Source organism: Aromatoleum sp. (assembly GCF_032027225.1).
Taxonomy (GTDB): domain Bacteria; phylum Pseudomonadota; class Gammaproteobacteria; order Burkholderiales; family Rhodocyclaceae; genus Aromatoleum.
In genome coordinates this window covers 50,185-70,305 of the sequence record NZ_JAVSMM010000014.1, presented here as the reverse complement: position 1 = coordinate 70,305, position 20,121 = coordinate 50,185, and the positions used below count along the sequence as shown (strand labels likewise).

21 protein-coding genes are annotated in these 20,121 nt (G+C 65.5%); 13 read left to right on the top strand and 8 right to left on the bottom strand.

The features are described from left to right. Positions 1 to 225: 225 nt before the first annotated feature. Positions 226 to 1,629 (bottom strand): PLP-dependent aminotransferase family protein, encoded by a 1,404-nt coding sequence (locus tag ROZ37_RS15200; protein WP_312660520.1) that lies wholly within the window; start codon positions 1,627 to 1,629, stop codon positions 226 to 228. A gap of 90 nt (positions 1,630 to 1,719) precedes the next feature. On the opposite strand from ROZ37_RS15200, the gene ROZ37_RS15195 reads away from it, so the two are divergent. Next, complete coding sequence (locus tag ROZ37_RS15195; protein WP_312660519.1) at positions 1,720 to 2,154, top strand: cupin domain-containing protein; 435 nt, start codon at positions 1,720 to 1,722, stop codon at positions 2,152 to 2,154. Further along, complete coding sequence (locus tag ROZ37_RS15190) at positions 2,147 to 2,617, top strand: carboxymuconolactone decarboxylase family protein (RefSeq protein WP_312660518.1); 471 nt, start codon at positions 2,147 to 2,149, stop codon at positions 2,615 to 2,617. The genes ROZ37_RS15195 and ROZ37_RS15190 overlap by 8 nt, the downstream gene beginning before the upstream one ends. 173 nt (positions 2,618 to 2,790) lie before the next feature. On the opposite strand, the gene ROZ37_RS15185 is transcribed toward ROZ37_RS15190, so the two are convergent. After that, positions 2,791 to 4,434, bottom strand: a complete 1,644-nt coding sequence (locus tag ROZ37_RS15185) for an electron transfer flavoprotein-ubiquinone oxidoreductase (protein WP_312660517.1) — start codon at positions 4,432 to 4,434, stop codon at positions 2,791 to 2,793. A 142-nt stretch (positions 4,435 to 4,576) separates the two neighbouring features. On the opposite strand from ROZ37_RS15185, the gene ROZ37_RS15180 reads away from it, so the two are divergent. The 3 genes from ROZ37_RS15180 to ROZ37_RS15170 are packed head-to-tail and all read left to right on the top strand — an operon-like array spanning position 4,577 to position 7,535. Continuing rightward, positions 4,577 to 4,981 (top strand): thioesterase family protein, encoded by a 405-nt coding sequence (locus ROZ37_RS15180; RefSeq protein ID WP_312660515.1) that lies wholly within the window; start codon positions 4,577 to 4,579, stop codon positions 4,979 to 4,981. 35 nt (positions 4,982 to 5,016) lie between these two features. After that, positions 5,017 to 6,981 (top strand): acetoacetate--CoA ligase, encoded by a 1,965-nt coding sequence (locus tag ROZ37_RS15175; protein WP_312660514.1) that lies wholly within the window; start codon positions 5,017 to 5,019, stop codon positions 6,979 to 6,981. Between the two features lie 11 nt (positions 6,982 to 6,992). Then, positions 6,993 to 7,535, top strand: coding sequence for a hydrolase (locus tag ROZ37_RS15170; RefSeq protein WP_312660513.1), 543 nt, complete (start codon positions 6,993 to 6,995; stop codon positions 7,533 to 7,535). Between the two features lie 244 nt (positions 7,536 to 7,779). On the opposite strand, the gene ROZ37_RS15165 is transcribed toward ROZ37_RS15170, so the two are convergent. Next, the gene (locus ROZ37_RS15165; protein WP_312660512.1) at positions 7,780 to 8,841 is read right to left on the bottom strand and encodes a hypothetical protein; all 1,062 of its coding nucleotides are present in this window, start codon (positions 8,839 to 8,841) and stop codon (positions 7,780 to 7,782) included. A 25-nt stretch (positions 8,842 to 8,866) separates the two neighbouring features. Between ROZ37_RS15165 and ROZ37_RS15160 the strand changes: the two genes are divergently transcribed. From ROZ37_RS15160 to ftsB, 4 genes are all read left to right on the top strand, one after another. Continuing rightward, entirely contained in the window at positions 8,867 to 10,501 is a 1,635-nt protein-coding gene (locus tag ROZ37_RS15160; protein ID WP_312660510.1) for a CTP synthase, read from the top strand. Positions 10,502 to 10,511: 10 nt separating this feature from the next. Then, positions 10,512 to 11,351 (top strand): 3-deoxy-8-phosphooctulonate synthase, encoded by an 840-nt coding sequence (gene kdsA / locus ROZ37_RS15155; RefSeq protein ID WP_312660509.1) that lies wholly within the window; start codon positions 10,512 to 10,514, stop codon positions 11,349 to 11,351. 70 nt (positions 11,352 to 11,421) lie between these two features. After that, positions 11,422 to 12,711 carry a phosphopyruvate hydratase gene (gene eno / locus ROZ37_RS15150; protein WP_312660508.1) on the top strand — a complete coding sequence of 430 codons (1,290 nt, stop codon included), beginning with the start codon at positions 11,422 to 11,424 and terminating at the stop codon, positions 12,709 to 12,711. 158 nt (positions 12,712 to 12,869) lie between these two features. Further along, positions 12,870 to 13,145, top strand: a complete 276-nt coding sequence (gene ftsB / locus ROZ37_RS15145; RefSeq protein WP_312660507.1) for a cell division protein FtsB — start codon at positions 12,870 to 12,872, stop codon at positions 13,143 to 13,145. A gap of 27 nt (positions 13,146 to 13,172) precedes the next feature. Here the strand turns inward: ftsB and ROZ37_RS15140 are convergent, their stop codons facing one another. The 4 genes from ROZ37_RS15140 to ROZ37_RS15125 form a co-directional block, all read right to left on the bottom strand. Continuing rightward, complete coding sequence (locus ROZ37_RS15140; protein ID WP_312660506.1) at positions 13,173 to 13,604, bottom strand: CBS domain-containing protein; 432 nt, start codon at positions 13,602 to 13,604, stop codon at positions 13,173 to 13,175. A 94-nt stretch (positions 13,605 to 13,698) separates the two neighbouring features. Continuing rightward, positions 13,699 to 14,232, bottom strand: a complete 534-nt coding sequence (locus tag ROZ37_RS15135; protein ID WP_312660505.1) for a C40 family peptidase — start codon at positions 14,230 to 14,232, stop codon at positions 13,699 to 13,701. Between the two features lie 137 nt (positions 14,233 to 14,369). Next, the gene (locus tag ROZ37_RS15130; protein ID WP_312660502.1) at positions 14,370 to 14,642 is read right to left on the bottom strand and encodes an MliC family protein; all 273 of its coding nucleotides are present in this window, start codon (positions 14,640 to 14,642) and stop codon (positions 14,370 to 14,372) included. A gap of 92 nt (positions 14,643 to 14,734) precedes the next feature. Further along, a complete protein-coding gene (locus ROZ37_RS15125) occupies positions 14,735 to 15,562 on the bottom strand; it encodes an SIMPL domain-containing protein (protein WP_312660501.1) in 828 nt (275 codons plus the stop codon). An 85-nt stretch (positions 15,563 to 15,647) separates the two neighbouring features. Between ROZ37_RS15125 and ROZ37_RS15120 the strand changes: the two genes are divergently transcribed. Further along, positions 15,648 to 16,553 carry a DMT family transporter gene (locus tag ROZ37_RS15120; protein ID WP_312660500.1) on the top strand — a complete coding sequence of 302 codons (906 nt, stop codon included), beginning with the start codon at positions 15,648 to 15,650 and terminating at the stop codon, positions 16,551 to 16,553. On the opposite strand, the gene ROZ37_RS15115 is transcribed toward ROZ37_RS15120, so the two are convergent. Next, positions 16,528 to 17,070, bottom strand: a complete 543-nt coding sequence (locus ROZ37_RS15115; RefSeq protein WP_312660498.1) for a gamma carbonic anhydrase family protein — start codon at positions 17,068 to 17,070, stop codon at positions 16,528 to 16,530. The genes ROZ37_RS15120 and ROZ37_RS15115 overlap by 26 nt on opposite strands. Positions 17,071 to 17,286: 216 nt before the next feature. On the opposite strand from ROZ37_RS15115, the gene ROZ37_RS15110 reads away from it, so the two are divergent. From ROZ37_RS15110 to ROZ37_RS15100, 3 genes are read left to right on the top strand one after another with little or no spacing between them, the layout of a single operon-like run. Then, complete coding sequence (locus ROZ37_RS15110; protein ID WP_312660497.1) at positions 17,287 to 18,132, top strand: 23S rRNA (adenine(2030)-N(6))-methyltransferase RlmJ; 846 nt, start codon at positions 17,287 to 17,289, stop codon at positions 18,130 to 18,132. After that, complete coding sequence (locus tag ROZ37_RS15105; protein WP_312660494.1) at positions 18,129 to 18,485, top strand: nucleotide pyrophosphohydrolase; 357 nt, start codon at positions 18,129 to 18,131, stop codon at positions 18,483 to 18,485. The genes ROZ37_RS15110 and ROZ37_RS15105 overlap by 4 nt, the downstream gene beginning before the upstream one ends. A 37-nt stretch (positions 18,486 to 18,522) precedes the next feature. Next, the gene (locus tag ROZ37_RS15100; RefSeq protein ID WP_312660491.1) at positions 18,523 to 20,118 is read left to right on the top strand and encodes an inorganic phosphate transporter; all 1,596 of its coding nucleotides are present in this window, start codon (positions 18,523 to 18,525) and stop codon (positions 20,116 to 20,118) included. Positions 20,119 to 20,121: the final 3 nt, after the last annotated feature.

Below are 20,121 nucleotides of genomic sequence, written 5' to 3'. Positions count from 1 at the left end.
AGAGCGCGTCTAGGCGCCTCCGGCGGGGTCGCGGGGGACCTCCGAATTCGGGTTGCATAGCTCGCTGCGCGTCCCGATTTCGCCCCCGGCGCCTTGCCGGGAATGCCCAGGCAAGCTGTCGTTACGGCGCAGAATTCTCCCAGTCTCCGAGGCTATGGAATCGACGCATGAGGATTCGGCTTCGTCTTTGGCATGGAATGAACCGGCGCGATCGTTCAAACCACGTCAGGAGAATCTCAGGATCAGTCGATGCAGGTGCTCACAGGCGGCTGGAAGCCGGTCTTCGGTTGCATTGGAAACGCCCAGGAGGAGCCCCGGATGCTGGACTCCTCCGGGGCTGAACCAGGCTGAAAGTGGAGAAGGCGCCAGACCGAACTCGTGAGCCCCGCGAACGATCGCGCCGTCGTTCGCGCCCTCGGGGAGCCATAACAGTGCGGCAAGGCCGGCTGGCCGCGCGGTCATTCCGCGGGATTCGAGCATCGCGTGCAATGCATTGCTACGGCTCGAATAGACGCGCTTCATGCGCCGAAGATGACGTATGTAATGTCCGTCGCGCATGAACTCGGCCGTTGCCGATTGCACGGCGGGACCGGGCGCGGGAGCCAGGCACATTACCGCTTCGGCAAACCGGGAAACGAGGGGAGTGGGCGCAATGACGAAGCCCAATCGAAGCGCAGGACTGATCGTCTTGCTGAACGAGCCGATATGGACGACGCGTTCGGGGCCGAGTGATGCCAGCGCGGGTGCCGCACGTCGCATCAGCTGGAGCTCACCGAGATAGTCGTCCTCGATGATCCACGCGTCGGAGTGCGTCGCCCATTCGATCAATTGAACTCGTCGGGCGAGTGAAAGGGGCACGCCCGTAGGAGCCTGCTGACCGGGGGTCACCAGCGCGACGGCTGCATCGGCGGCATGTCGGATCCCGAAAGCAACGTCGATGCCGTTTTCGTCGACGGGAATCGGAACCGGAGCGAGCCGTGCGAGTTCGAGTGCTCTACGACTGGGAGGAAATCCCGGGTTTTCTACCCAGGCCGATCGGCCTTCGGCCCTGAGGACCCACAGCGCGACCCCGAGCGCACCGGAGAAACCCCCGGTAATGAAGATCTGCGACGCGCTGCATTTGATGCCCCGCGAAAGTGCCAGATGCGCCGCGATCTCGCGCCGGAGCCCGAGTTCTCCGCGAGGGTCCGGATAGATGCACGGCGCAGCCACTTCGGCACGAGCGGCATGAGCGCGTAATCGGGCGAACAGCGTGACCGGAAAGGAATCCAGCGCGGGTACGCCATTCTGGAAAATGGATGTTCCGGTAGAAAAATCCTGGTATAGCGATGGCAGCGAACCCTCCACCGGAGACGGCTCCGGCACTGCAATCCTGGTCGGAAGATCCGTCACCCGTGTCCCGCCGGAGCGGGAGGCGACAACGAGTTGCTTGTCTGCCAATCGCTCGTAAGCCGCCTGGACGGTGCCCCTCGCGACGCCCAACTGTGCGGCGAGATCGAGCCACGACGGCAGTTTTGCGCCCGGCGCGAGCACTCCACTGTTGATTGCTTCAGTGATGCCGATACGGATCTGCTCGGCCAAAGATGTCCCGGCCGCTCGATCCAGCTTGAGGTCCAGGATTTTTGCCATGCTTCATGGTACATCCAGAATGCGCGTTTCCGGTTCTTCTTTATGAACCGCAACGCTTGCATACTGGCGGTGGACTACAAGGAGATGCCTATGAAGCCCACGCATATTCTGCCGCCCCTGCTCGCCGCCCTCGCGCTGACCCTTGCCGGCGCAGGCGGTGCGTACGGTTCCGGCGATACGGTCAGACCCGATTTCGCCCACCCGCTCCCGGACATTCCGGGCAAGTCGCTGGTTGCCGTGGAAGTAGATTACGCGCCGGGGGGCGCATCGTTGCCTCATCATCATGCACGGTCGGCGTTCATCTATGCATATGTCGTTTCCGGCCGGATCGTGAGCCAGGTGGCAGGACAGCCGGAGCGCATCTACGCTGCGGGGGAGAGTTGGCACGAGTTGCCCGGGGCGCATCACGTCGTCAGTCGGAACGCGAGCGACACCGAACCGGCCCGGTTGCTTGCCGTATTCATCGTCGATACCGACGACAAGAATTTGACTACCCTTGATGAGCAGAAATCTCGAGATGAATGAACGACTGGATTACACGAAAGCCTCGCCTGGCGGGGTGAAAGCCCTCGGCAGTGTCTATAAATACGTCGCGCAATGCGGGCTTGACGAAGTTTTGCTCGAACTGGTCTACCTGCGCATCAGCCAGATCAATGGATGTGCGTTTTGTCTGGACATGCACACCCGGAGCCTCGTCAACCGGGAGGTCGGAACCGAGAAGCTGGCGCTCGTTCAAGCTTGGCAGGAGACGGGCAATCTGTTCAGTGACCGCGAACAGGCGGCGCTTGCCTGGGCCGAAACGGTGACTCGCGTCGCGCAGACCGGCGTCCCGGATGCCGAGTTCGAAGCGGCCCGCCGCGTCTTCGACGAGAAGGAACTGGCCGACCTGACCATGGCCATCGGCCTGATGAATGCCTACAACCGTCTTGCAATCAGCTTCCGTCGCACACCGGAAGGCGTTCTTGCGGCGAAGCGCGTCCCGGGCTAACCGACGATTCGCCGATTACCGAATGGCGGTAATTCCCGCGGTCGTGCCGCTCGGCGCGGCCCGCAGTCAGGCAAGAGCGATGACTGCGCCGTTCTTCGATGCCTACGGGCAGGCGGCGGGGACGGGCTTCCCGCGCCGCTGCGGCCGTAAGCCCGAGTCTCCGGGCGCGTCGCTCACATCCCCTGGTAGATCGGCCCTTCGCCGCCTTGCGGCGTGACCCAGTTGATGTTCTGCGTCGGGTCCTTGATGTCGCAGGTCTTGCAGTGGACGCAGTTCTGCGCGTTGATCTGCAGGCGCGGATTCGTGCCGTCGGCGTCGCGGACGATCTCATAGACGCCGGCCGGGCAATAGCGCTGCTCGGGTGCGTCGTACTTCGCGAGGTTCACCTTGATCGGGATCGACGCATCCTTGAGCTGCAGATGGCAGGGCTCGTCTTCCTCGTGGTTGGTGTTCGACAGGAACACCGACGACAGGCGGTCGAAGGTCAGCACGCCATCGGGCTTCGGATAGGTGATCTTGTAGCACTCGGACGCGGGCTTCAGCGCGGTGTGGTCGGCCGTGTTGTGCAGCGTCCACGGCGCCTTGCCGCGGAAGATCTGCTGGTCGATGCCGAACAGCAAGGAGCCCATCCACAGGCCCTTCTTCATGTACGGCTTGAAGTTGCGCGTCTTGTGCAACTCCTCGTGCAGCCAGCTCGCGCGGAACGCGTCCGGGAACGCCGTCAGTTCGTCGCCGCTGCGACCGGCGGCGAGCGCGGCGAACGCGGCGTCGGCCGCGAGCGAGCCCGACTTGATCGCCGCGTGGCTGCCCTTGATCCGTGCAGCATTGAGGAAGCCGGCGTCGTCGCCGATCAGCGCGCCGCCCGGGAACACGAGCTTCGGTTGGCTCTGCAGGCCGCCCGCCGTCAGCGCACGCGCGCCGTACGCGAGCCGCTTGCCGCCCTCGAGGAATTTGCGGATCTCGGGGTGCGTCTTGTAGCGCTGGAACTCCTCGAACGGTGCGAGGTGCGGATTCGAGTAGTTCAGGCCGACGACGTAGCCGACGGCGACGAGGTTGTCCTCGAGGTGATAGGCGAAGCCTCCGCCGTAGGTGGCGTTGTCCATCGGCCAGCCGGCCGTGTGGACGACGAGGCCCGGCACGTGGCGGTCGGCCGGAACTTCCCACAGCTCCTTCAGGCCGATGCCGTAGGTCTGCGGATCGACGCCGTTGCGGAGGTTGTACTTCGCTTCGAGCTGCTTGCCGAGATGCCCGCGGCAGCCTTCGGCGAACAGCGTGTATTTCGCGTGCAGCTCCATGCCCGGCTGGTAGTTCGGGCCGTGCTCGCCTTCGCGTGTGACGCCCATGTCACCGGTCGCAACGCCTTTCACCGCGCCCTTGTCGTCGTACAGGATCTCGGCGCCGGCGAAGCCCGGATAGACCTCGACGCCGAGCGCTTCGGCCTGCTCGCCGAGCCACTTCGCGACGTTGCCGAGGCGCACGATGTAATTGCCGTGGTTCAGGAAACAGTCCGGCAGCAGGCTGTTCGGCACCTTGCGGCCGCCGGTTTCGTTGAGGAAAATCACGCGGTCTTCGGTGACCGCGGTATTGAGCGGCGCGCCCTGTTCCTTCCAGTCGGGGATCAGTTCGGTGAGCGCGCGCGGGTCCATGACCGCACCGGACAGGATGTGAGCGCCGATCTCGGAAGCTTTCTCGATCAGGCAGACCGCCAGCTCCGTTCCCTTTTCGTTGGCCAGCTGCTTGAGCCGGATCGCCGCGGCAAGGCCGGCCGGGCCGCCGCCGACGATCAGGACATCGAACTCCATTGATTCGCGTTCCATCCCATTCTCCATTTCTGTCCCCGCTTATCGGTTTGTGGTAGGGCGAATGACTCCGCGGCTGCGCAGAACAGGTCGCCGCCACCCATACGGGACCGTATGTTACATTAGCCTTCGAACGCAACCAACAGGGGGACGCTTTTTCATGGACGACGCGCGCAAGCTCCTGCACACGACGCGAATGCCCGTCCGGTGGGGAGACATGGATTTCTACGGGCATGTGAACAACACCGTGTACTTCCGTTTCTTCGAGCAGGCACGGGTCGAATGGATCGAACAGATGGATTTCCCCGTCGGTCCGACCGAGGCCACCGGAGCGGTCATCATCAATGCGAGCTGCACCTTCCTGATACCGGTGAACTATCCCGCGACGGTGATCGTGAAAGTCTACGGCGGCGAGCCCGGCCGCAGCAGCCTGATGACATGGTACGAGCTTTTTGTCGAAGGCGACGACAGGCTTTTCGCCGAGGGCGCCGCGAAGGTGGTCTGGATGGATAACAGCACGAACAAGTCGGCACCGTTGCCCGACCGGCTGCGCGCGCTGTTCTGATTCGACCCCCGCCCCCCCGGGCACTGGAGACAGCCATGACGCCTTGCTCCGATCAGCCGCTTTGGGAGCCGTCCCCCGAGCGCATCGCAGCTTCGAACCTGACAGCATTCCGGCGCCACGTCGAACAACGCCGGGACGTGCGCGTGCCGGATTTCAATGCGCTGCACGACTGGTCGATCTCGAGCCCCGAGCAGTTCTGGGTCAGCCTGTGGGAATTCGGCGGCGTGATAGGCGAGCGGGGCGAGAGAGTTCTCGTCGACGGCGACCGCATGCCGGGCGCGCAGTGGTTCCCGGATGCGCGCCTGAATTTCGCCGAAAACCTGTTGCGCAGCCGGGACGATCGCGATGCGCTGGTCTTCTGGGGCGAGGACGAAGTCAAGAATCGGCTCACGCACGGCGAGCTCTACCGCCAGGTCGCGCGCTTCGCCGCGGCATTGCGCGAAGCGGGCGTCGTCTGCGGCGACCGCGTCGCGGCCTACATGCCGAACATGCCGGAGACGGTCGTCGCGATGCTGGCCGCGGCGAGCATCGGCGCGATCTTCACGTCGGCGTCGCCGGACTTCGGCATGCAGGGCGTGCTCGACCGCTTCGGGCAAACCGCGCCGAAGGTGCTGATTGCGGCAGACGGGTACTTCTACAACGGCCGTGTCATCGAGGGGCTCGACAAGCTCGGCGACATCGTGCGGCAGTTGCCGTCGGTGAGCCGCGTGGTGGTCGTGCCCTACATCCGTGCGGAACACGACCTGCGGGGAATACCGCATGCGCGCCTCTTCGCGGACTTCGTCGCGCCCCATCACGACGTCACCTCGATCGAGTTCGAGCGCTTGCCGTTCGACCAGCCGCTCTACGTCCTGTATTCGTCGGGCACGACCGGCGCGCCGAAATGCATCCTGCACGGCGCGGGTGGCGTCCTCTTGCAGCACCTCAAGGAGCACCTGCTGCACGTCGACGTGAAAGCGGGCGACCGGCTGTTCTATTTCACGACTTGCGGCTGGATGATGTGGAACTGGCTGGTGTCGGGCCTCGCTTCGGGGGCGACGCTGCTGCTGTACGACGGCTCCCCGCTGCTCGCGGACGGGAAAGTGCTGTTCGATTACGCCGACGCCGAAGGGATGACGCATTTCGGCACGTCGGCGAGATTCATCGACGGGATCGCGAAGCTCGGCCTGCAGCCGCGAGAAACGCACAAGCTCGCGAGCCTGCGGGCGATGCTCAGCACCGGTAGTCCGCTGACGCCGGAAAGCTTCGATTACGTGTATCGCGGGATCAAGCCCGACCTGTGGCTCGCGTCGATTTCGGGCGGGACGGACATCGTGTCGTGCTTCGTGCTCGGCTGCCCCGTGCTGCCGGTGTGGCGCGGCGAGATCCAGTGCCGCGGCCTCGGCATGGCGGTCGACGTTTTCGACGACGAGGGTTATCCGGTTAACGGCGAGCGGGGCGAGCTCGTCTGCACGAAGCCGTTTCCGGCCATGCCTCTGGGATTCTGGGGCGATCCGCACGGTGCGAAATACCACGTGGCATATTTCGAGCGCTTCGACAACGTCTGGCATCACGGCGATTTCTGCGAGATCACGCCTAATGGCGGCTTCATCATCTATGGCCGATCCGATGCGACGCTCAATCCGGGCGGGATGCGCATCGGCACCGCCGAGATCTACCGGCAGGTCGAAAAGCTGCCCGAAGTCGTCGAGTCGGTCGTCGTCGGGCAGGACTGGGAAGGCGACGTGCGCCTCGTGCTGTTCGTCAAGCTGCGCGCCGGGCGCGTGCTGGACGACGAGCTCGTCGCGCGCATCCGGCAGGCGATCCGCGACAACACCACGCCGCGCCACGTACCGGCGAAAGTCCTGCAGGTCGCCGACATCCCGCGCACCAAGAGCGGCAAGCTCGTCGAGCTTGCGGTGCGCAGCGTGATCCACGGCCTGCCGGTGAAAAATCTGGATGCGCTCGAAAATCCCGCGGCCCTGGAGCATTTCAGGGACCGCGCCGAACTGAAAAGCTGAGGGAGAAATCGATGCTGATGAACCGTTCGTCGTCCGTCCTGCTGATCATCGATGTCCAAGAGCGGCTCGCGCCGTCGATCCACGAAGGACCGCAAGTGGTCGCGAATTGCGCGTGGCTCGCCCAAGTTGCCGCGCGCGTCGGCGTGCCGGTCGTGGTGACCGAGCATTTTCCGGAGAAGATCGGCTGCACCCTCGAAACGGTAAAGGCCGCCGCGGCCGGCGCCGAGTTCGTGACCAAGGAGTGCTTTTCGGCGGCGGCCGACGGCTGCCTCGAGCCGACTGCGGTCAATGGACGCCGGCAAGTGATCGTCTGCGGCACCGAGGCGCACGTCTGCGTGCAGCAGACAGCGCTCGATCTGCGCTGGGCGGGCAAGGAAGTCTTCGTCGTCGCCGACGCAGCCGGTTCGCGCGACCCGGCCAACCGCGACCTCGCCTTCGCCCGGATGCGCCATCACGGCATCGAAATCGTGTCGCGCGAGATGGTCGCGTTCGAATGGCTGCAGCGCGGCGGGACCGAGCTTTTCCGCGAAGTGAACCGGGATTTCATCCGCTGATTCCCCGGGGAGGGAAGCGCGCCGACAGCGTGAAGGCGTCGGCGGACCGTGCGGCCCGACGGCGCAGGGCTCCTCCGCAGCCTGCGAGATTGCGCGTGCTCAGCGGGCGGCAGTCGGAGTCGGGAGCAGGTCGGCATCGCCAAGCGTCCGCCATTTGCGCCGCGCGGGCGACCAGGTGTCGATATAGGCCGCTGCCTTGTCGCGCGCGCCGTGCACGAGGCAGTGCGCCGGCACGCCAAAACTCTCAGCGACGATCCAGCCGTGCAGGCTGGTGCCGAGATAAGCGTGCGCGCCGGCGAGCAGCGCACAAATGTCGAGCAGGTGAGCCGACTCGAAGATTGCGACCGGCCGGTCGGGACAGGCGGTCGAGCGTGTCACGGTCGTCGTGCCATGGCGCGAGACCGGCGCGGAACAGCACGATTCCGTGCTCGCCGGGTGTCGCGGCCAGCGCTCGCGCGAGCCGGTCGAGCGTCGCATCGTCGCCGCGATCGGCCGCGAGCTGCAGCGCGATCCAGTCCGGCATTCGAGCCGATAACGCGGCGACCTCGCCCGTGCGTGCGCGTGCCGCGATTGCATCGCGGAAGAGGGCCGCGGTCGCAGCGGCCGGATCGGGCACGAGATCGGCGTGGATTCCGGATTGACGAAGCGCATCGGCAGTGGCGCGGTCGCGCACGCTCACCGATGCGGCGGACTTCAGCGCGAGGAACACTTCGGCGCGCTCGGCGGGAGCGAGGGCGTCGAGCGCGACGCCGCCGACGGTATCGAAACGGGCGGTCGAGCCGGACGGGAGCAGGCCGTGATCGACGACGTAGGGAACGAGTCGGTCGCTGCGCAGTGTCCCCGCGGCCCAGTCACGGCGCGCTTTCGGATTCCGGTCATAAGCAGCGATGGCCGTGGCGGCATCGGCGGGCGTCTGCAGCATCACCGCGGCTTCCCACGCCGTCGTCGTCAGCAGCTCGCCGCCGACGTGCACGAGATCCACGGGTTCGTGCCCGAGCACTTCCAGCACCTCCGCGAGCGCCTCGACACGGTGTCCGCCGAACGCGGTCAGGTCACGCGCGGCGAGGCCCGCAAAAACCGGCTCGCGACCGCGATAGCGCGCGACGGCGCAGTGGGCAAGAAGCAAGTCGCCGAAGTTGTGGCGGTCGAACGCCCCGAAGAGGACGAGCCGACGGAACTTCGCGTCGCCGCGTCCGGTCGAGTCGGAACATGCCAAGCTCGACCGGTCGGTCGGAGCCGGTGCATCGCCCGGCCTGGCGCTGCCGGCCGGGGTCGCTTCCGGCGGGCTGCCGTCTTCGGTTATCATCGCGCTTTCCCGCTTCAGCGTTCCCATGACCAAATACGTGTTCGTTACCGGCGGTGTCGTGTCCTCTTTGGGCAAGGGCATCGCGGCAGCCTCGCTCGGGGCCATTCTGGAATCCCGCGGCATCAAGGTTACCCACCTCAAGCTGGATCCTTACATCAACGTCGACCCGGGCACGATGAGCCCGTTTCAGCACGGCGAGGTGTTCGTCACCGAAGATGGCGCCGAGACCGACCTCGATCTCGGCCACTACGAGCGCTTCACCAGCGCGCGGATGAGCAAGCGCAACAACTTCACGACCGGCCAGATCTACGAGTCCGTGATCAAGAAGGAGCGCCGCGGCGAGTATCTGGGCAAGACGGTGCAGGTGATTCCGCACATCACCGACGAGATCAAGCAATACATCAAGCGCGGCGCGGAAGGCGCCGATGTCGCGATCGTCGAGGTCGGCGGCACGGTCGGCGATATCGAGTCGCTGCCCTTCCTCGAAGCGATCCGCCAGATGGGCATCGAGGAAGGCCGCAACAGCACCTGCTTCATCCATCTCACGCTGGTGCCGTACATTCCGACCGCGGGCGAGCTGAAGACGAAGCCGACGCAGCACTCGGTCAAGGAGCTGCGCGAGATCGGCATCCAGCCCGACATCCTGCTGTGCCGTGCAGACCGCTCGGTCCCCGCCGACGAGCGGCGCAAGATCGCGCTGTTCTGCAATGTGATGCCGGAAGCGGTCATCGAGTGCCTCGACTCCGACTCGATCTACAAGATCCCGGGCATGCTGCACGATCAGATGCTCGACGAGATCGTCTGTCACAAGCTGAACATCCTGGCGCGCGCGGCGGACCTGACCGTGTGGGAGAACCTCATCCGCGTGCTCGAAAAGCCGAAGTATGCCGTCGACATCGCGTTCGTCGGCAAGTACGTCGACCTCACTGAGTCGTACAAGTCGCTGATCGAAGCGCTGTCCCATGCGGGCATGCACACCGAGAGCAAGGTCAAGATCCATTACATCGACTCCGAGGATATCGAGCGCGACGGCTGCGCCGTCCTCGAGAAGATGGATGCGATCCTGGTTCCGGGCGGCTTCGGCAAGCGCGGCACCGAAGGCAAGATCGCGGCGATCCGTTACGCGCGCGAGAACAAGGTCCCGTACCTCGGCATCTGTCTTGGCATGCAACTCGCGGTGGTCGAATTCGCGCGCAACGTCGCAGGCATGAAGGACGCGCATTCGACCGAGTTCGAGCGCGATACGCCGTATCCGGTGATCGGCCTGATCACCGAATGGCAGGACCGCAGCGGGAAGGTCGAGAAGCGTAGCGAAGCGTCGGACCTGGGCGGCACGATGCGCCTCGGCGCGCAGGTCTGCCACCTAACCGAAGGTTCGCTCGCGCGTGAAATCTATGGCGCGAGCGACATCGTCGAACGGCATCGCCACCGCTACGAAGTGAACAACACGCTGCTCGCCGAACTCGAAGCGAAGGGCCTGCGGGTGTCCGGTCGGGCGCCGGGCACCGATCTGTGCGAAATGATCGAATTGCCGGATCACCCGTGGTTCGTCGGCTGCCAGTTCCATCCGGAGTTCACGTCGAACCCGCGCAAGGGCCACCCGTTGTTCACCGCCTATGTGAAGGCCGCGCTCGCGCGCAAGCTGCCCGCGGCGGCCTGAAGGAGTCGAGATGAAACTTTGCGGATTCGAGGTTGGGCTCGACAAGCCGTTCTTCCTGATTGCCGGGACCTGCGTGATCGAGTCGCGTGACATGGCGTTCGAGACCGCCGGCGCACTGAAGGAAATCTGCGCCGAGCTCGACATCCCGTTCATCTACAAGTCGTCGTACGACAAGGCGAACCGCAGTTCCGGCAAGTCGTATCGCGGCATGGGCATGGAGAAGGGGCTCGAAATCCTCGGCGACGTGCGTAAGCAGCTCGGCGTGCCGGTGCTGACCGATGTGCACGCGATCGAAGAAGTCGCCGCGGTTGCCGCGGTCGTCGATGTCCTGCAGACGCCGGCGTTCCTGTGCCGGCAGACCGATTTCATCCAGGCCGTCGCCGCGAGCGGCAAGCCGGTGAACATCAAGAAAGGCCAGTTCCTCGCGCCGGGCGACATGAAGAACGTCGTCGACAAGGCGCGCGAAGCCAACGGCGGCGCCGACACCATCATGGTCTGCGAACGCGGGGCGTCGTTCGGCTACAACAACCTCGTCTCCGACATGCGCAGCCTCGCGATCATGCGCGAGACCGGCTGCCCGGTGGTATACGACGCGACGCACTCGGTGCAGCTGCCGGGCGGGCAGGGCACCGCGTCGGGAGGACAGCGCGAGTTCGTCCCGGTGCTCGCGCGCGCGGCCGTCGCGGTCGGTGTCGCCGGTCTCTTCATGGAAACGCACCCGAACCCGGCGAAAGCGCTCTCCGACGGCCCCAATGCATGGCCGCTGCCCCGGATGAAGGCGCTGCTCGCGACGCTGAAGGAAATCGACGCGGTCGTGAAATCGCACGGCTTCCTCGAAACGGCGCGCTGATCGCGCGGCGCGTCCTTGCGCCGCCCCCATTCCGAAGTTTTTCATCCCGTTAGAACGACAGGAAAAATTCATGAGTGCAATCGTTGATGTCATTGCCCGCGAGATCCTCGACTCCCGCGGCAACCCGACCGTCGAGGCGGACGTGCTGCTGGAATCCGGTGTCATGGGGCGTGCTGCGGTGCCGTCGGGCGCGTCGACCGGCTCGCGCGAGGCGATCGAGTTGCGCGACGGCGACGCCGGCCGCTACCTCGGCAAGGGCGTCCTGCAGGCGGTGGAGAACGTCAACACCGAGATTTCCGAGTCGCTGATCGGCCTGGACGCCGAAGAGCAGGCCTTCATCGACCGCACGCTGATCGAACTCGACGGCACCGAGAACAAGTCGCGCCTCGGTGCGAACGCGACGCTCGCGGTTTCGATGGCCGTCGCGAAGGCGGCCGCCGAGGAGGCCGGCCTGCCGCTGTACCGCTATTTCGGCGGTTCTGGCCCGATGGCGATGCCGGTGCCGATGATGAACGTCATCAACGGCGGCGCGCACGCGAACAACAGCCTCGACATCCAGGAATGCATGATCATGCCGGTGTCGATGCCTAACTTCCGCGAAGCGCTGCGCTGCGGCGCCGAGATCTTCCATCACCTGAAGAAGCTCACCGACAAGAAGGGCTACCCGACGACCGTCGGCGACGAAGGGGGCTTCGCGCCGAACGTCGGCAGCACCGAGGAAGCGCTGAACATGATCCAGGACGCGATCGCGGCGGCCGGCTACGAGCCCGGCAGCGACGTGCTGCTCGCGCTCGACTGCGCAGCGTCCGAGTTCTACAAGGACGGCAAGTACGTGCTCGCGGGCGAAGGGCTGACGCTGACGTCCGAAGGCTTCGCGGATTACCTCGCGACGCTCGCCGACCGCTTCCCGATCGTCTCGATCGAGGACGGCATGGCGGAGAACGACTGGGCCGGGTGGAAGACGCTGACCGACAAGCTCGGCCGCCGCCTGCAGCTCGTCGGCGACGATCTGTTCGTGACGAACACGAAGATCCTCGAGCAGGGCATCGACCAGGGCATCGCGAACTCGATCCTGGTCAAGATCAACCAGATCGGCACGCTGTCGGAAACCTTCGCCGCAGTCGAGATGGCTAAACGCGCCGGCTACACCGCGGTGATCTCGCACCGCTCCGGCGAAACCGAGGATTCGACGATCTCGGACATCGCCGTCGGCCTCAATGCGATGCAGATCAAGACCGGCTCGCTGTCGCGTTCGGACCGCATCTCGAAATACAACCAGCTTCTGCGGATCGAGGAAGATCTCGGCGATACGGTCAGCTATCCGGGACGCCGCGCGTTCTACAATCTGCGGGTGCGCTGAACGCACTTGCTGAGGAGACCGGTGTTGTAGGCGGTCATCGCGCAGTAAAAAGGGAGGCCGGCGCTCATCCGCCGGCCTCGTTGCAGTCAGGATCCGATGAATAACGCTGCTCCGCTTGCGACCGTGCCGTCGCCGGCGCGTCCGCAATCCCTCCGAATATGCGTTGGCCCGTGATCGTCCTCGCCGTGCTGGTGATCGTCCTGCAGTACCCGCTATGGCTCGGCAAGGGCGGCTGGCTGCGTGCCTGGGATGTGGACCGCCAACTCCAGGCGCAGCGCGAGCGAAATCAGGAACTCGAACAACGCAACGCGGGCCTCGAAGCGGAAGTGCGCGATCTCAAGTCCGGCAACGAGGCGGTCGAGGAACGCGCGCGCTTCGAGCTCGGCCTGACGAAGCCGAACGAGATTTTCGTACACATCCCCGAGAAGCCCTGAACCGCGGACGCCCGTCGCGCGGAATCGTCACAGCACTTGCGTGATGATGTCGCGCCGGTTGAGCTCGTCCTCGAACGCCACCATCTCCATGCCGAGCGCATCGCGCGCGGATACCATCCCGACCGGTTGCCCGTCCTCGACGACCGGGACATGGCGAAAGCCGCCGTCGTGCATCAGGTGCAGCGCGTGGCCGAGCAGCGTGTCCGGGGTCACAGCGAGCGGGTGATCGGTCATGACCTGGCCGAGTCGCGTCGTGTCGGGATCGAGTCCGGCCGCAAGCACGCGCACCAGCGCGTCGCGCTCGGTGAAGATCCCCACGAGACGCCCGTTGAGGGCGATCATGATCGCTCCGACCTGCGTCGCTGCCATGCGTCGGGAGGCTTCGCGTACGGTGAGCTCCGCGTCGCCGACGAGAATCTTCTGGTCCCTGATCACGTCCCGAATCCTGCGTGCGAGCATGTCTCGTCCTCCTCGTGAATGAAGGTCATCGCGGCCGGTGCGGGACCGCGCTCCGATCGCCGGGGCCGCGCTGCACACGGTCGAGCCAAGGTGGTCAGTTTTCGGCGAGCAGGGTGCGGGCGCCGTCGATTCGCGGCTTGAAATACGGGCTGTCGAGCCGCTCGATTCGCACCTTGCCGCGACTCGATGGAGCATGGACGAACTTGCCGTCGCCCATGTAAATCCCCATGTGCGAATGCTGGCGCGCGCTCGTATTGAAGAATACGAGGTCGCCGGCCCGCAGCGCCGTGACTGGAATCGGCCGTGTCTGCTCGGCGATTTTCGCGGCGTTGTGCGGAAGCTGCCGGCCGCTGATCTGTTCGACGATGTAGCTGACCATGCCGCTGCAATCGAGCCCGGCTTCGGGATTGCGGCCGCCGAAACGATAGCCGGTGTCCAGCAGGCCGAGCGCGAAGATCACCATCTCCTGGGACTGCCGATGGTCGTCGAGCGAGAAGTACTCGCGTGCGGTCGGTCGCGTCTCGGGGTCGGATGTCCGCGTGGATGGCGTGGGCGGCACGCTGCTGCACGCGGCGAGCAACGCAAGGAGCATAGCGATGATGCAGCGATTTCGAATGCGAAGTGGCATCGGTGAGGTCCGGTGACGTTCGCCCGAACCATAGTTGAAGGCTCAGGCGCCGTCCAGGTTGACGCTTGCAGCAACGCGCCTGCCCGCGGCATGCGAACTTTCGCGCGCCACGGCGGCAGCCGGCTGGTTTGTTCCGGTCAGATCGGTTGCTTCAACGGATGGCAGTTCGTATGCGGCGCGAGACCCGGGCGCTCGAGTTGGGCCTGTGAGTCGTCGGCCGAGAAAACCGTGTAGCCGTCGGAGTATTTTTCGCCCGCCGCGGAGGGATCGGCCGCGAGCGCGAAGATTCCGGCACCGGTGCGCAGGCGAACGTGGTTCTGGTGGAACTCGACAGTGAAGCGTTCGCCGTCTGGGCACGCGTAGCGAACGGTCTGTGACGTCTCGCGGGTGTAGGCGGTGGTTGCAAGCATGCCGGCTGCGGCGAAGAGGCCGGCGAGTGCGAGGATACGGGATTTCAGGTTCGCTGCTCCATGAGGAGGGTTGGGGGAAAGACGGACTGTGGTCAATCGGTCAGCTCGACGGTGCCATGGACCGTCACGACAATCTCGGTTTCACCGGCTTCGATCGGCATCGGCGCGGCCTCGGCTCGCATCGCCATCGCTTTCATCGGCCGGATCGGCTGTCCGTCGCCATAGCCGACCGAAAGGTGGCGAATGCGGTAGGCACGTCCGAGGGTATCGGCGATCGTCTTGGCGCGCACCTGGAATGCGCGCAGCGCGTCGGTGGCGACCTGGTCGGCGACGTTCTTCCGGGTCTCGGGGGCCGGTTGCATCTGCAGTCCCGAGAGCGCGAGGTTCGCCTGGAGTTTTCCGAGAAGCTCCGCGAGCGCGGGGAGGTTACGGCTCTCGAGTTGAAGTTCGGAGCGCATTCTCCAGGATTCGATCCGCCGTCCGTCCTTGCCATAGACGGGATACGTGCTTGTTCCCGCGGTCTGGACCTTGACGTCACGGTAGCTTCGGATGCGTTCGAGCGCGGACGCGACTGCGCCGTTTACGTGTTCAGAAAGTTTTGCCGGATCGGTGCCGCTCGCCTCGAAGTAGGCGCTCGCGATTGCCATGTCGTTCGGTGCCGGCCGGCTCGCTTCGGCAGACAGTTCGACCGTCGGAACCGCCGGATCGGCGGACGGGTGCGCAACGGCGGAGAGTGGCGCGAAGGCGAGCACGAAGGCAGTCGGCAAGAAGCGCAGGTACCGGCTCGCGGCGCGACACATATCGAAAATCCGTATGGGTAAATCCGGGGCGCAGTGTACAGCCGCATCCGCAATGAGTGTGCTGTCGCGTGTAATTCCTTGTAAAAAAAAGACACGGATACGGCAGGTCGGCGAGCTCATGGCGGTACGTGTTGCGCTCCGCGGGCTGCTCGTTGACCGTCTTCATGCGGTTCGGCAAGCTTTGGTCTTTTTTCGCGGGGGCGAAATGGGCGGTGAACGGTTGGCCGGCGCCTTGTACGTCACGGTTTCCGCGATGTCGTTCGGCGCGATGGCAATCTTCGCCCGCTTTGCATACAGCAGCGGCGCCGACGTCGTTTCGGTGCTGTTTCTCAGATTCGCGATCGCCGCCGCGCTGATGACCGCGGTGATGATCGCGATGCGACACCGCTGGCCGTCGGGACGCAACCTCGCGATTCTCGTGGCGATGGGGGCCTTCGGCTACGTCGCGCAGTCGCTCAGTTTTTTTGCCGCGCTCAATTATGCGTCCGCCGGGCTCGTCGCGCTGCTCCTGTACCTCTATCCGTTCATCGTGACGATCCTCGGGGCACTCTTCCTGCGCGAGAAGCTGACGCGGGTGCGCGTCGCGGCCGTCCTCGTTGCGCTCGCCGGCACCGCGCTGACGGTCGCGGGCAGCATCCAGGGAGAGCCGCGCGGGATCGTGCTCGGTGTCAGCGCGGCGCTGCTGTATTCGATCTACATCCTCGTCGGCGACCGCGTGATGCGGGAGGAGGCGCCGCTCGCGGCCGCGACGGTCGTGATGATCGCCGCAGCGGCCGTGTTCGGCGCCATGATCGTAGCCGAAGGCGCTTCGTGGCCGCGGACGGGGAGCGGGTGGGCGGCAGTGGTGGCGATCGCGGTGGTGTCGACGGTCGTCGCGATGATCGGCTTCTTCGCCGGAATCCAGAAGCTCGGCGCCGCCGACGCCGCGACGCTATCCACGCTGGAGCCGATCGTCACCTTCGTTCTCGCCGCCGTTTTCCTCGGCGAGGCGATCGAGCCGAACCATGTCGCCGGCGGGGCGATGATCCTCGCCGCGGTGATCTGGCTGATGCGTTCCGGCACGCCGCTGCGCGAGCCGGCGGGCGCTACTTCGACGAGCCGAACGGGTTGATGTGGCGCGATTCGGTCGCGTACATGCGCGCGTTGGCGACGTAGTTCGCGGCGTTCTTCCGGATCCCCTCGATGTCCTCGTCGGTCAGCTCGCGGATGATGCGTCCGGGCGAGCCGACGACGAGCGAGCGGTCCGGGATCACCTTGCCTTCCGGGATCAGCGCGTTGGCGCCGATGATGCAGTTCTTGCCGATGACCGCATGGTTCAACACGACGGCGTTGATGCCGATCAGCGTGCCGTCGCCGATCGTGCACCCGTGCAGCATCGCCATGTGACCGACGGTCACGTGCGAGCCGATGACGAGCGGCACGCCGTCGTCGTTGTGCAGGATCGAGCCGTCCTGGATGTTCGTGCCGTCGCCGATCTCAATCGGGTCGTTGTCGCCACGGATCACGACGTTGTACCAGATGCTGACGTTGCTGCCGATTTCCACTCGGCCGATCACGGTTGCGTTGTCGGCGACCCAGCAGCCTTCCCCGAAGCGTGGCGTGCGGTCACCAAGGGCGTAAATCGCCATTCCTTGTCTCTCTTTATAGGGTGTACCGCGCTGCAGCAGTGCGGGGATGTAATGATATCAAGGGGATGGGGTTGCACGGCAAGACGTCTGGCGCGATTTTCGCTGCGGCCCGCCGTCCGGGCTGCCCGCGACGGGGCGAGAAGCGCGTCTTCGTCCCGAGCCTTGCGCCCGGCGCAGTGATAGCATTCCCGGCCCGCTTCGACCGAATTCCCCTTCATGTTGAGCTATCGTCACGCCTTCCACGCCGGCAATCACGCCGATGTCCTCAAGCACTTCGTGCTCGTCGAGCTCCTGCGGTATTTCAACCGGAAGGACAAACCGTGGTGGTACATCGACACGCACGCGGGGGCGGGCTGTTACGCGCTCGAAAGCGAGCAGGCCGGCAAGACCGCGGAGTTCGCAGGCGGAATCGGACGACTGTGGCAGCGTGACGATCTCCCTGCGCAGATGCGGCCGTACCTCGATGCGCTCGCGCAGTTCAATCCGCACGGGCGGCTGACGTTCTACCCCGGTTCGCCGGCGATCGCGATGACGCAGTTGCGCGAGCAGGACCGGATGCGGCTGTTCGAACTGCATCCGGCCGACGCCGCGCTGCTGGCGCAGACTTTCGCGCACGACGGTGATCGCGTGGTGGTCCGCAAGGCCGACGGCTTCGCCGGACTGCGTGGTCTGCTGCCGCCGCCGACGCGGCGCGTCGTCGTGCTGATCGACCCGCCTTACGAGGTCAAGGACGACTACCGGCGGGTCGTCGACACGGTCGCCGACGCGGTGAAGCGTTTTCCGGGCGGCACGTACGCGGTCTGGTACCCGATGCTCGCGCGCGCCGAGGCGCGCCAGCTCCCGGAGCGGCTCGCCGGACTCGGCGCCGACAGCTGGCTCGACGTCCGCCTGGCGGTATCCAAGCCGTCGCGCGACGGCTTCGGGATGTTCGGCAGCGGCCTGTACATCATCAATCCGCCGTGGGTATTGCCGGAAACTCTCGAAGCCGTGATGCCCTGGCTCGCACGCAACCTCGGCGAAGAGGGCAGCGGCGCGTTCGACCTGGAGCATCACATCGAATGAACACGCCGGACAGTTTGCTGTTGCTGCGCGATGCGCTGCGCGCCTTCGCCGCCGAACGGGACTGGGAGCAATTCCACACGCCGAAGAATCTCGCGATGGCGTTGGCGGGGGAGGCCGGCGAGGTGATCGAGCATTTCCAGTGGCTCACGCCGGAAGCGTCGGCGGCGCTGTCCACCGGACAGCGCGAGGAGGTCGCGCTGGAACTCGCCGACGTGCTGCTGTACCTCGTCCGCCTTGCCGACGTGCTGGACATCGAGCTTGCCGATGCCGCGCGTCGCAAGCTCGCGATCAATGCCGCGCGCTACCCGGCCGAGAAGGCGCGGGGCCGGCACGAAAAATACGACAAACTCTGAAGCCGGTCATCATCGGCACTTTCGTCACGGATCTCCGGTGGAATTCGAGCATATCTCGCGGATCGAGCAGGCATCGCGCAAGGGCAGCGGCGAGATCCTGAGGCTCGGCGTTGCGCTGATCTACGTCATCGGCACGATGTTGTTCGCGGCGCGTGTCGCGGACGGGGAGAACGCGATCATCCTCGCAGTCGCGGCAGTGCTCGGCGGCTACATGGCGATCAACATCGGCGCCAACGACGTCGGCAACAACATCGGACCGGCGGTAGGTGCACGCGCGCTCAGTCTCGGCGTCGCGCTCGCGATCGCGGCGGTGTTCGAGGCGGCCGGTGCACTGATCGCCGGCGGCGAGGTCATCGGCACGATGCGCACCGGCATCTTCGACACCGCGCAGATCGTCGACCGCGAGGCGTTGATCTGGTCGATGCTCGCCGCGCTGATGGGGGCGGGACTGTTCCTGAACCTCGCGACGGCATTCGGCGCGCCGGTGTCGACGACCCATGCCATCGTCGGCGCGCTGCTTGGCGCGGGTGTCGCCGCGCACGGGGCCCACGTCGTGAACTGGCAGGTCCTCGTCACGGTGCTCGTGAGCTGGATCGTGTCGCCGCTGATCGGCGGCGCGGTCGCGGCCGGCTTCCTCTACCTGATCAAGCGCCGCATCCTGTTCCAGGTCGACATGGTCGGGGCCGCAATCCGCACCGTGCCCTACCTTCTCGCCGCGATGAGCTTCGCGTTCTCGAGCTACCTGCTGATGCAGGGACGCGCGCGCTTGCTGGAGATCGATCTCGTCGACGCGCTGGGCATCGGTCTCGCGGCGGGCGTCGTCACGTTTTTCGTCGCCCGGCCGCTCGTCGTGCGACGCGGGCGGTCGATCGCGAACACTCGCAAGAGCGTCAATCGGCTCTTCACTCTGCCGTTGATCGTCGCCGCAGCGCTGCTGAGTTTCGCGCATGGTTCGAACGACGTCGCGAACGCCGTCGGTCCGCTGTCCGCGATCGTCGTCGAACTAACGGACGGCGGCGCGATGCGCTCGGCAGAGGCGCCGGTGCCGTTCTGGACGATGCTCGTCGGGGCGCTCGGGATCTGCGTCGGTCTCGCGCTCTTCGGCCCGCGCATCGTGCGCACCATCGGCAGCGAGATCACCGAGCTCGACCAGATGCGCGCGTTCTGCGTTGCGATGTCCGCCGCGGTCACCGTCCTGATCGCGAGCGCGCTCGGCTTGCCCGTGAGTTCTACGCATATCGCCGTCGGCGCGGTGTTTGGCGTCGGGTTCCTGCGCGAGTATCTGGTCGGCAACCAGGCGCGCATGATCGCCGGTATCAAGGCGCACCACCCGGAGGCCGACCAGGAAGCGATCGAAGCCTTCATCGCGCGCTTCAGCGCGGCCGGCGCGATGGCCAAGGGCGAGATGCTGCGCGAGCTCAAGGAGCAGTCGAGGCAGCAACTCGACCCGGCGAATTTTTCGAAATCCGAGCGCCGGCAGCTGCGGCAGGTCTACAGGGAAGAGGTGGTCAAGCGGTCGCAGATCCGCCGCATCGCGTCGGCATGGCTCATCACCGTTCCTGCGTCGGCGATGTTCGGCAGCGTGATGTTCTTCGCGATCCGCGGCATGATGCTCGACCTTCCCACTCCCTGAGGT

Excerpts from the sequence above, each read along its gene's own strand:
- ROZ37_RS15140 (WP_312660506.1), bottom strand. The coding sequence starts at position 13,604 with ATGCTCGCACGCAGGATTCGGGACGTGATCAGGGACCAGAAGATTCTC.
- ROZ37_RS15135 (WP_312660505.1), bottom strand. The coding sequence starts at position 14,232 with ATGCCACTTCGCATTCGAAATCGCTGCATCATCGCTATGCTCCTTGCG.
- ROZ37_RS15160 (WP_312660510.1), top strand. The coding sequence starts at position 8,867 with ATGACCAAATACGTGTTCGTTACCGGCGGTGTCGTGTCCTCTTTGGGC.
- ROZ37_RS15130 (WP_312660502.1), bottom strand. The coding sequence starts at position 14,642 with ATGCTTGCAACCACCGCCTACACCCGCGAGACGTCACAGACCGTTCGC.
- ROZ37_RS15190 (WP_312660518.1), top strand. The coding sequence starts at position 2,147 with ATGAATGAACGACTGGATTACACGAAAGCCTCGCCTGGCGGGGTGAAA.
- eno (WP_312660508.1), top strand. The coding sequence starts at position 11,422 with ATGAGTGCAATCGTTGATGTCATTGCCCGCGAGATCCTCGACTCCCGC.
- ROZ37_RS15125 (WP_312660501.1), bottom strand. The coding sequence starts at position 15,562 with ATGAGCTCGCCGACCTGCCGTATCCGTGTCTTTTTTTTACAAGGAATT.
- ROZ37_RS15110 (WP_312660497.1), top strand. The coding sequence starts at position 17,287 with ATGTTGAGCTATCGTCACGCCTTCCACGCCGGCAATCACGCCGATGTC.
- ROZ37_RS15170 (WP_312660513.1), top strand. The coding sequence starts at position 6,993 with ATGCTGATGAACCGTTCGTCGTCCGTCCTGCTGATCATCGATGTCCAA.
- ROZ37_RS15200 (WP_312660520.1), bottom strand. The coding sequence starts at position 1,629 with ATGGCAAAAATCCTGGACCTCAAGCTGGATCGAGCGGCCGGGACATCT.
- ROZ37_RS15165 (WP_312660512.1), bottom strand. The coding sequence starts at position 8,841 with ATGATAACCGAAGACGGCAGCCCGCCGGAAGCGACCCCGGCCGGCAGC.
- ROZ37_RS15115 (WP_312660498.1), bottom strand. The coding sequence starts at position 17,070 with ATGGCGATTTACGCCCTTGGTGACCGCACGCCACGCTTCGGGGAAGGC.
- kdsA (WP_312660509.1), top strand. The coding sequence starts at position 10,512 with ATGAAACTTTGCGGATTCGAGGTTGGGCTCGACAAGCCGTTCTTCCTG.
- ROZ37_RS15175 (WP_312660514.1), top strand. The coding sequence starts at position 5,017 with ATGACGCCTTGCTCCGATCAGCCGCTTTGGGAGCCGTCCCCCGAGCGC.
- ROZ37_RS15180 (WP_312660515.1), top strand. The coding sequence starts at position 4,577 with ATGGACGACGCGCGCAAGCTCCTGCACACGACGCGAATGCCCGTCCGG.
- ROZ37_RS15105 (WP_312660494.1), top strand. The coding sequence starts at position 18,129 with ATGAACACGCCGGACAGTTTGCTGTTGCTGCGCGATGCGCTGCGCGCC.
- ROZ37_RS15120 (WP_312660500.1), top strand. The coding sequence starts at position 15,648 with ATGGGCGGTGAACGGTTGGCCGGCGCCTTGTACGTCACGGTTTCCGCG.
- ROZ37_RS15185 (WP_312660517.1), bottom strand. The coding sequence starts at position 4,434 with ATGGAACGCGAATCAATGGAGTTCGATGTCCTGATCGTCGGCGGCGGC.
- ftsB (WP_312660507.1), top strand. The coding sequence starts at position 12,870 with ATGCGTTGGCCCGTGATCGTCCTCGCCGTGCTGGTGATCGTCCTGCAG.
- ROZ37_RS15195 (WP_312660519.1), top strand. The coding sequence starts at position 1,720 with ATGAAGCCCACGCATATTCTGCCGCCCCTGCTCGCCGCCCTCGCGCTG.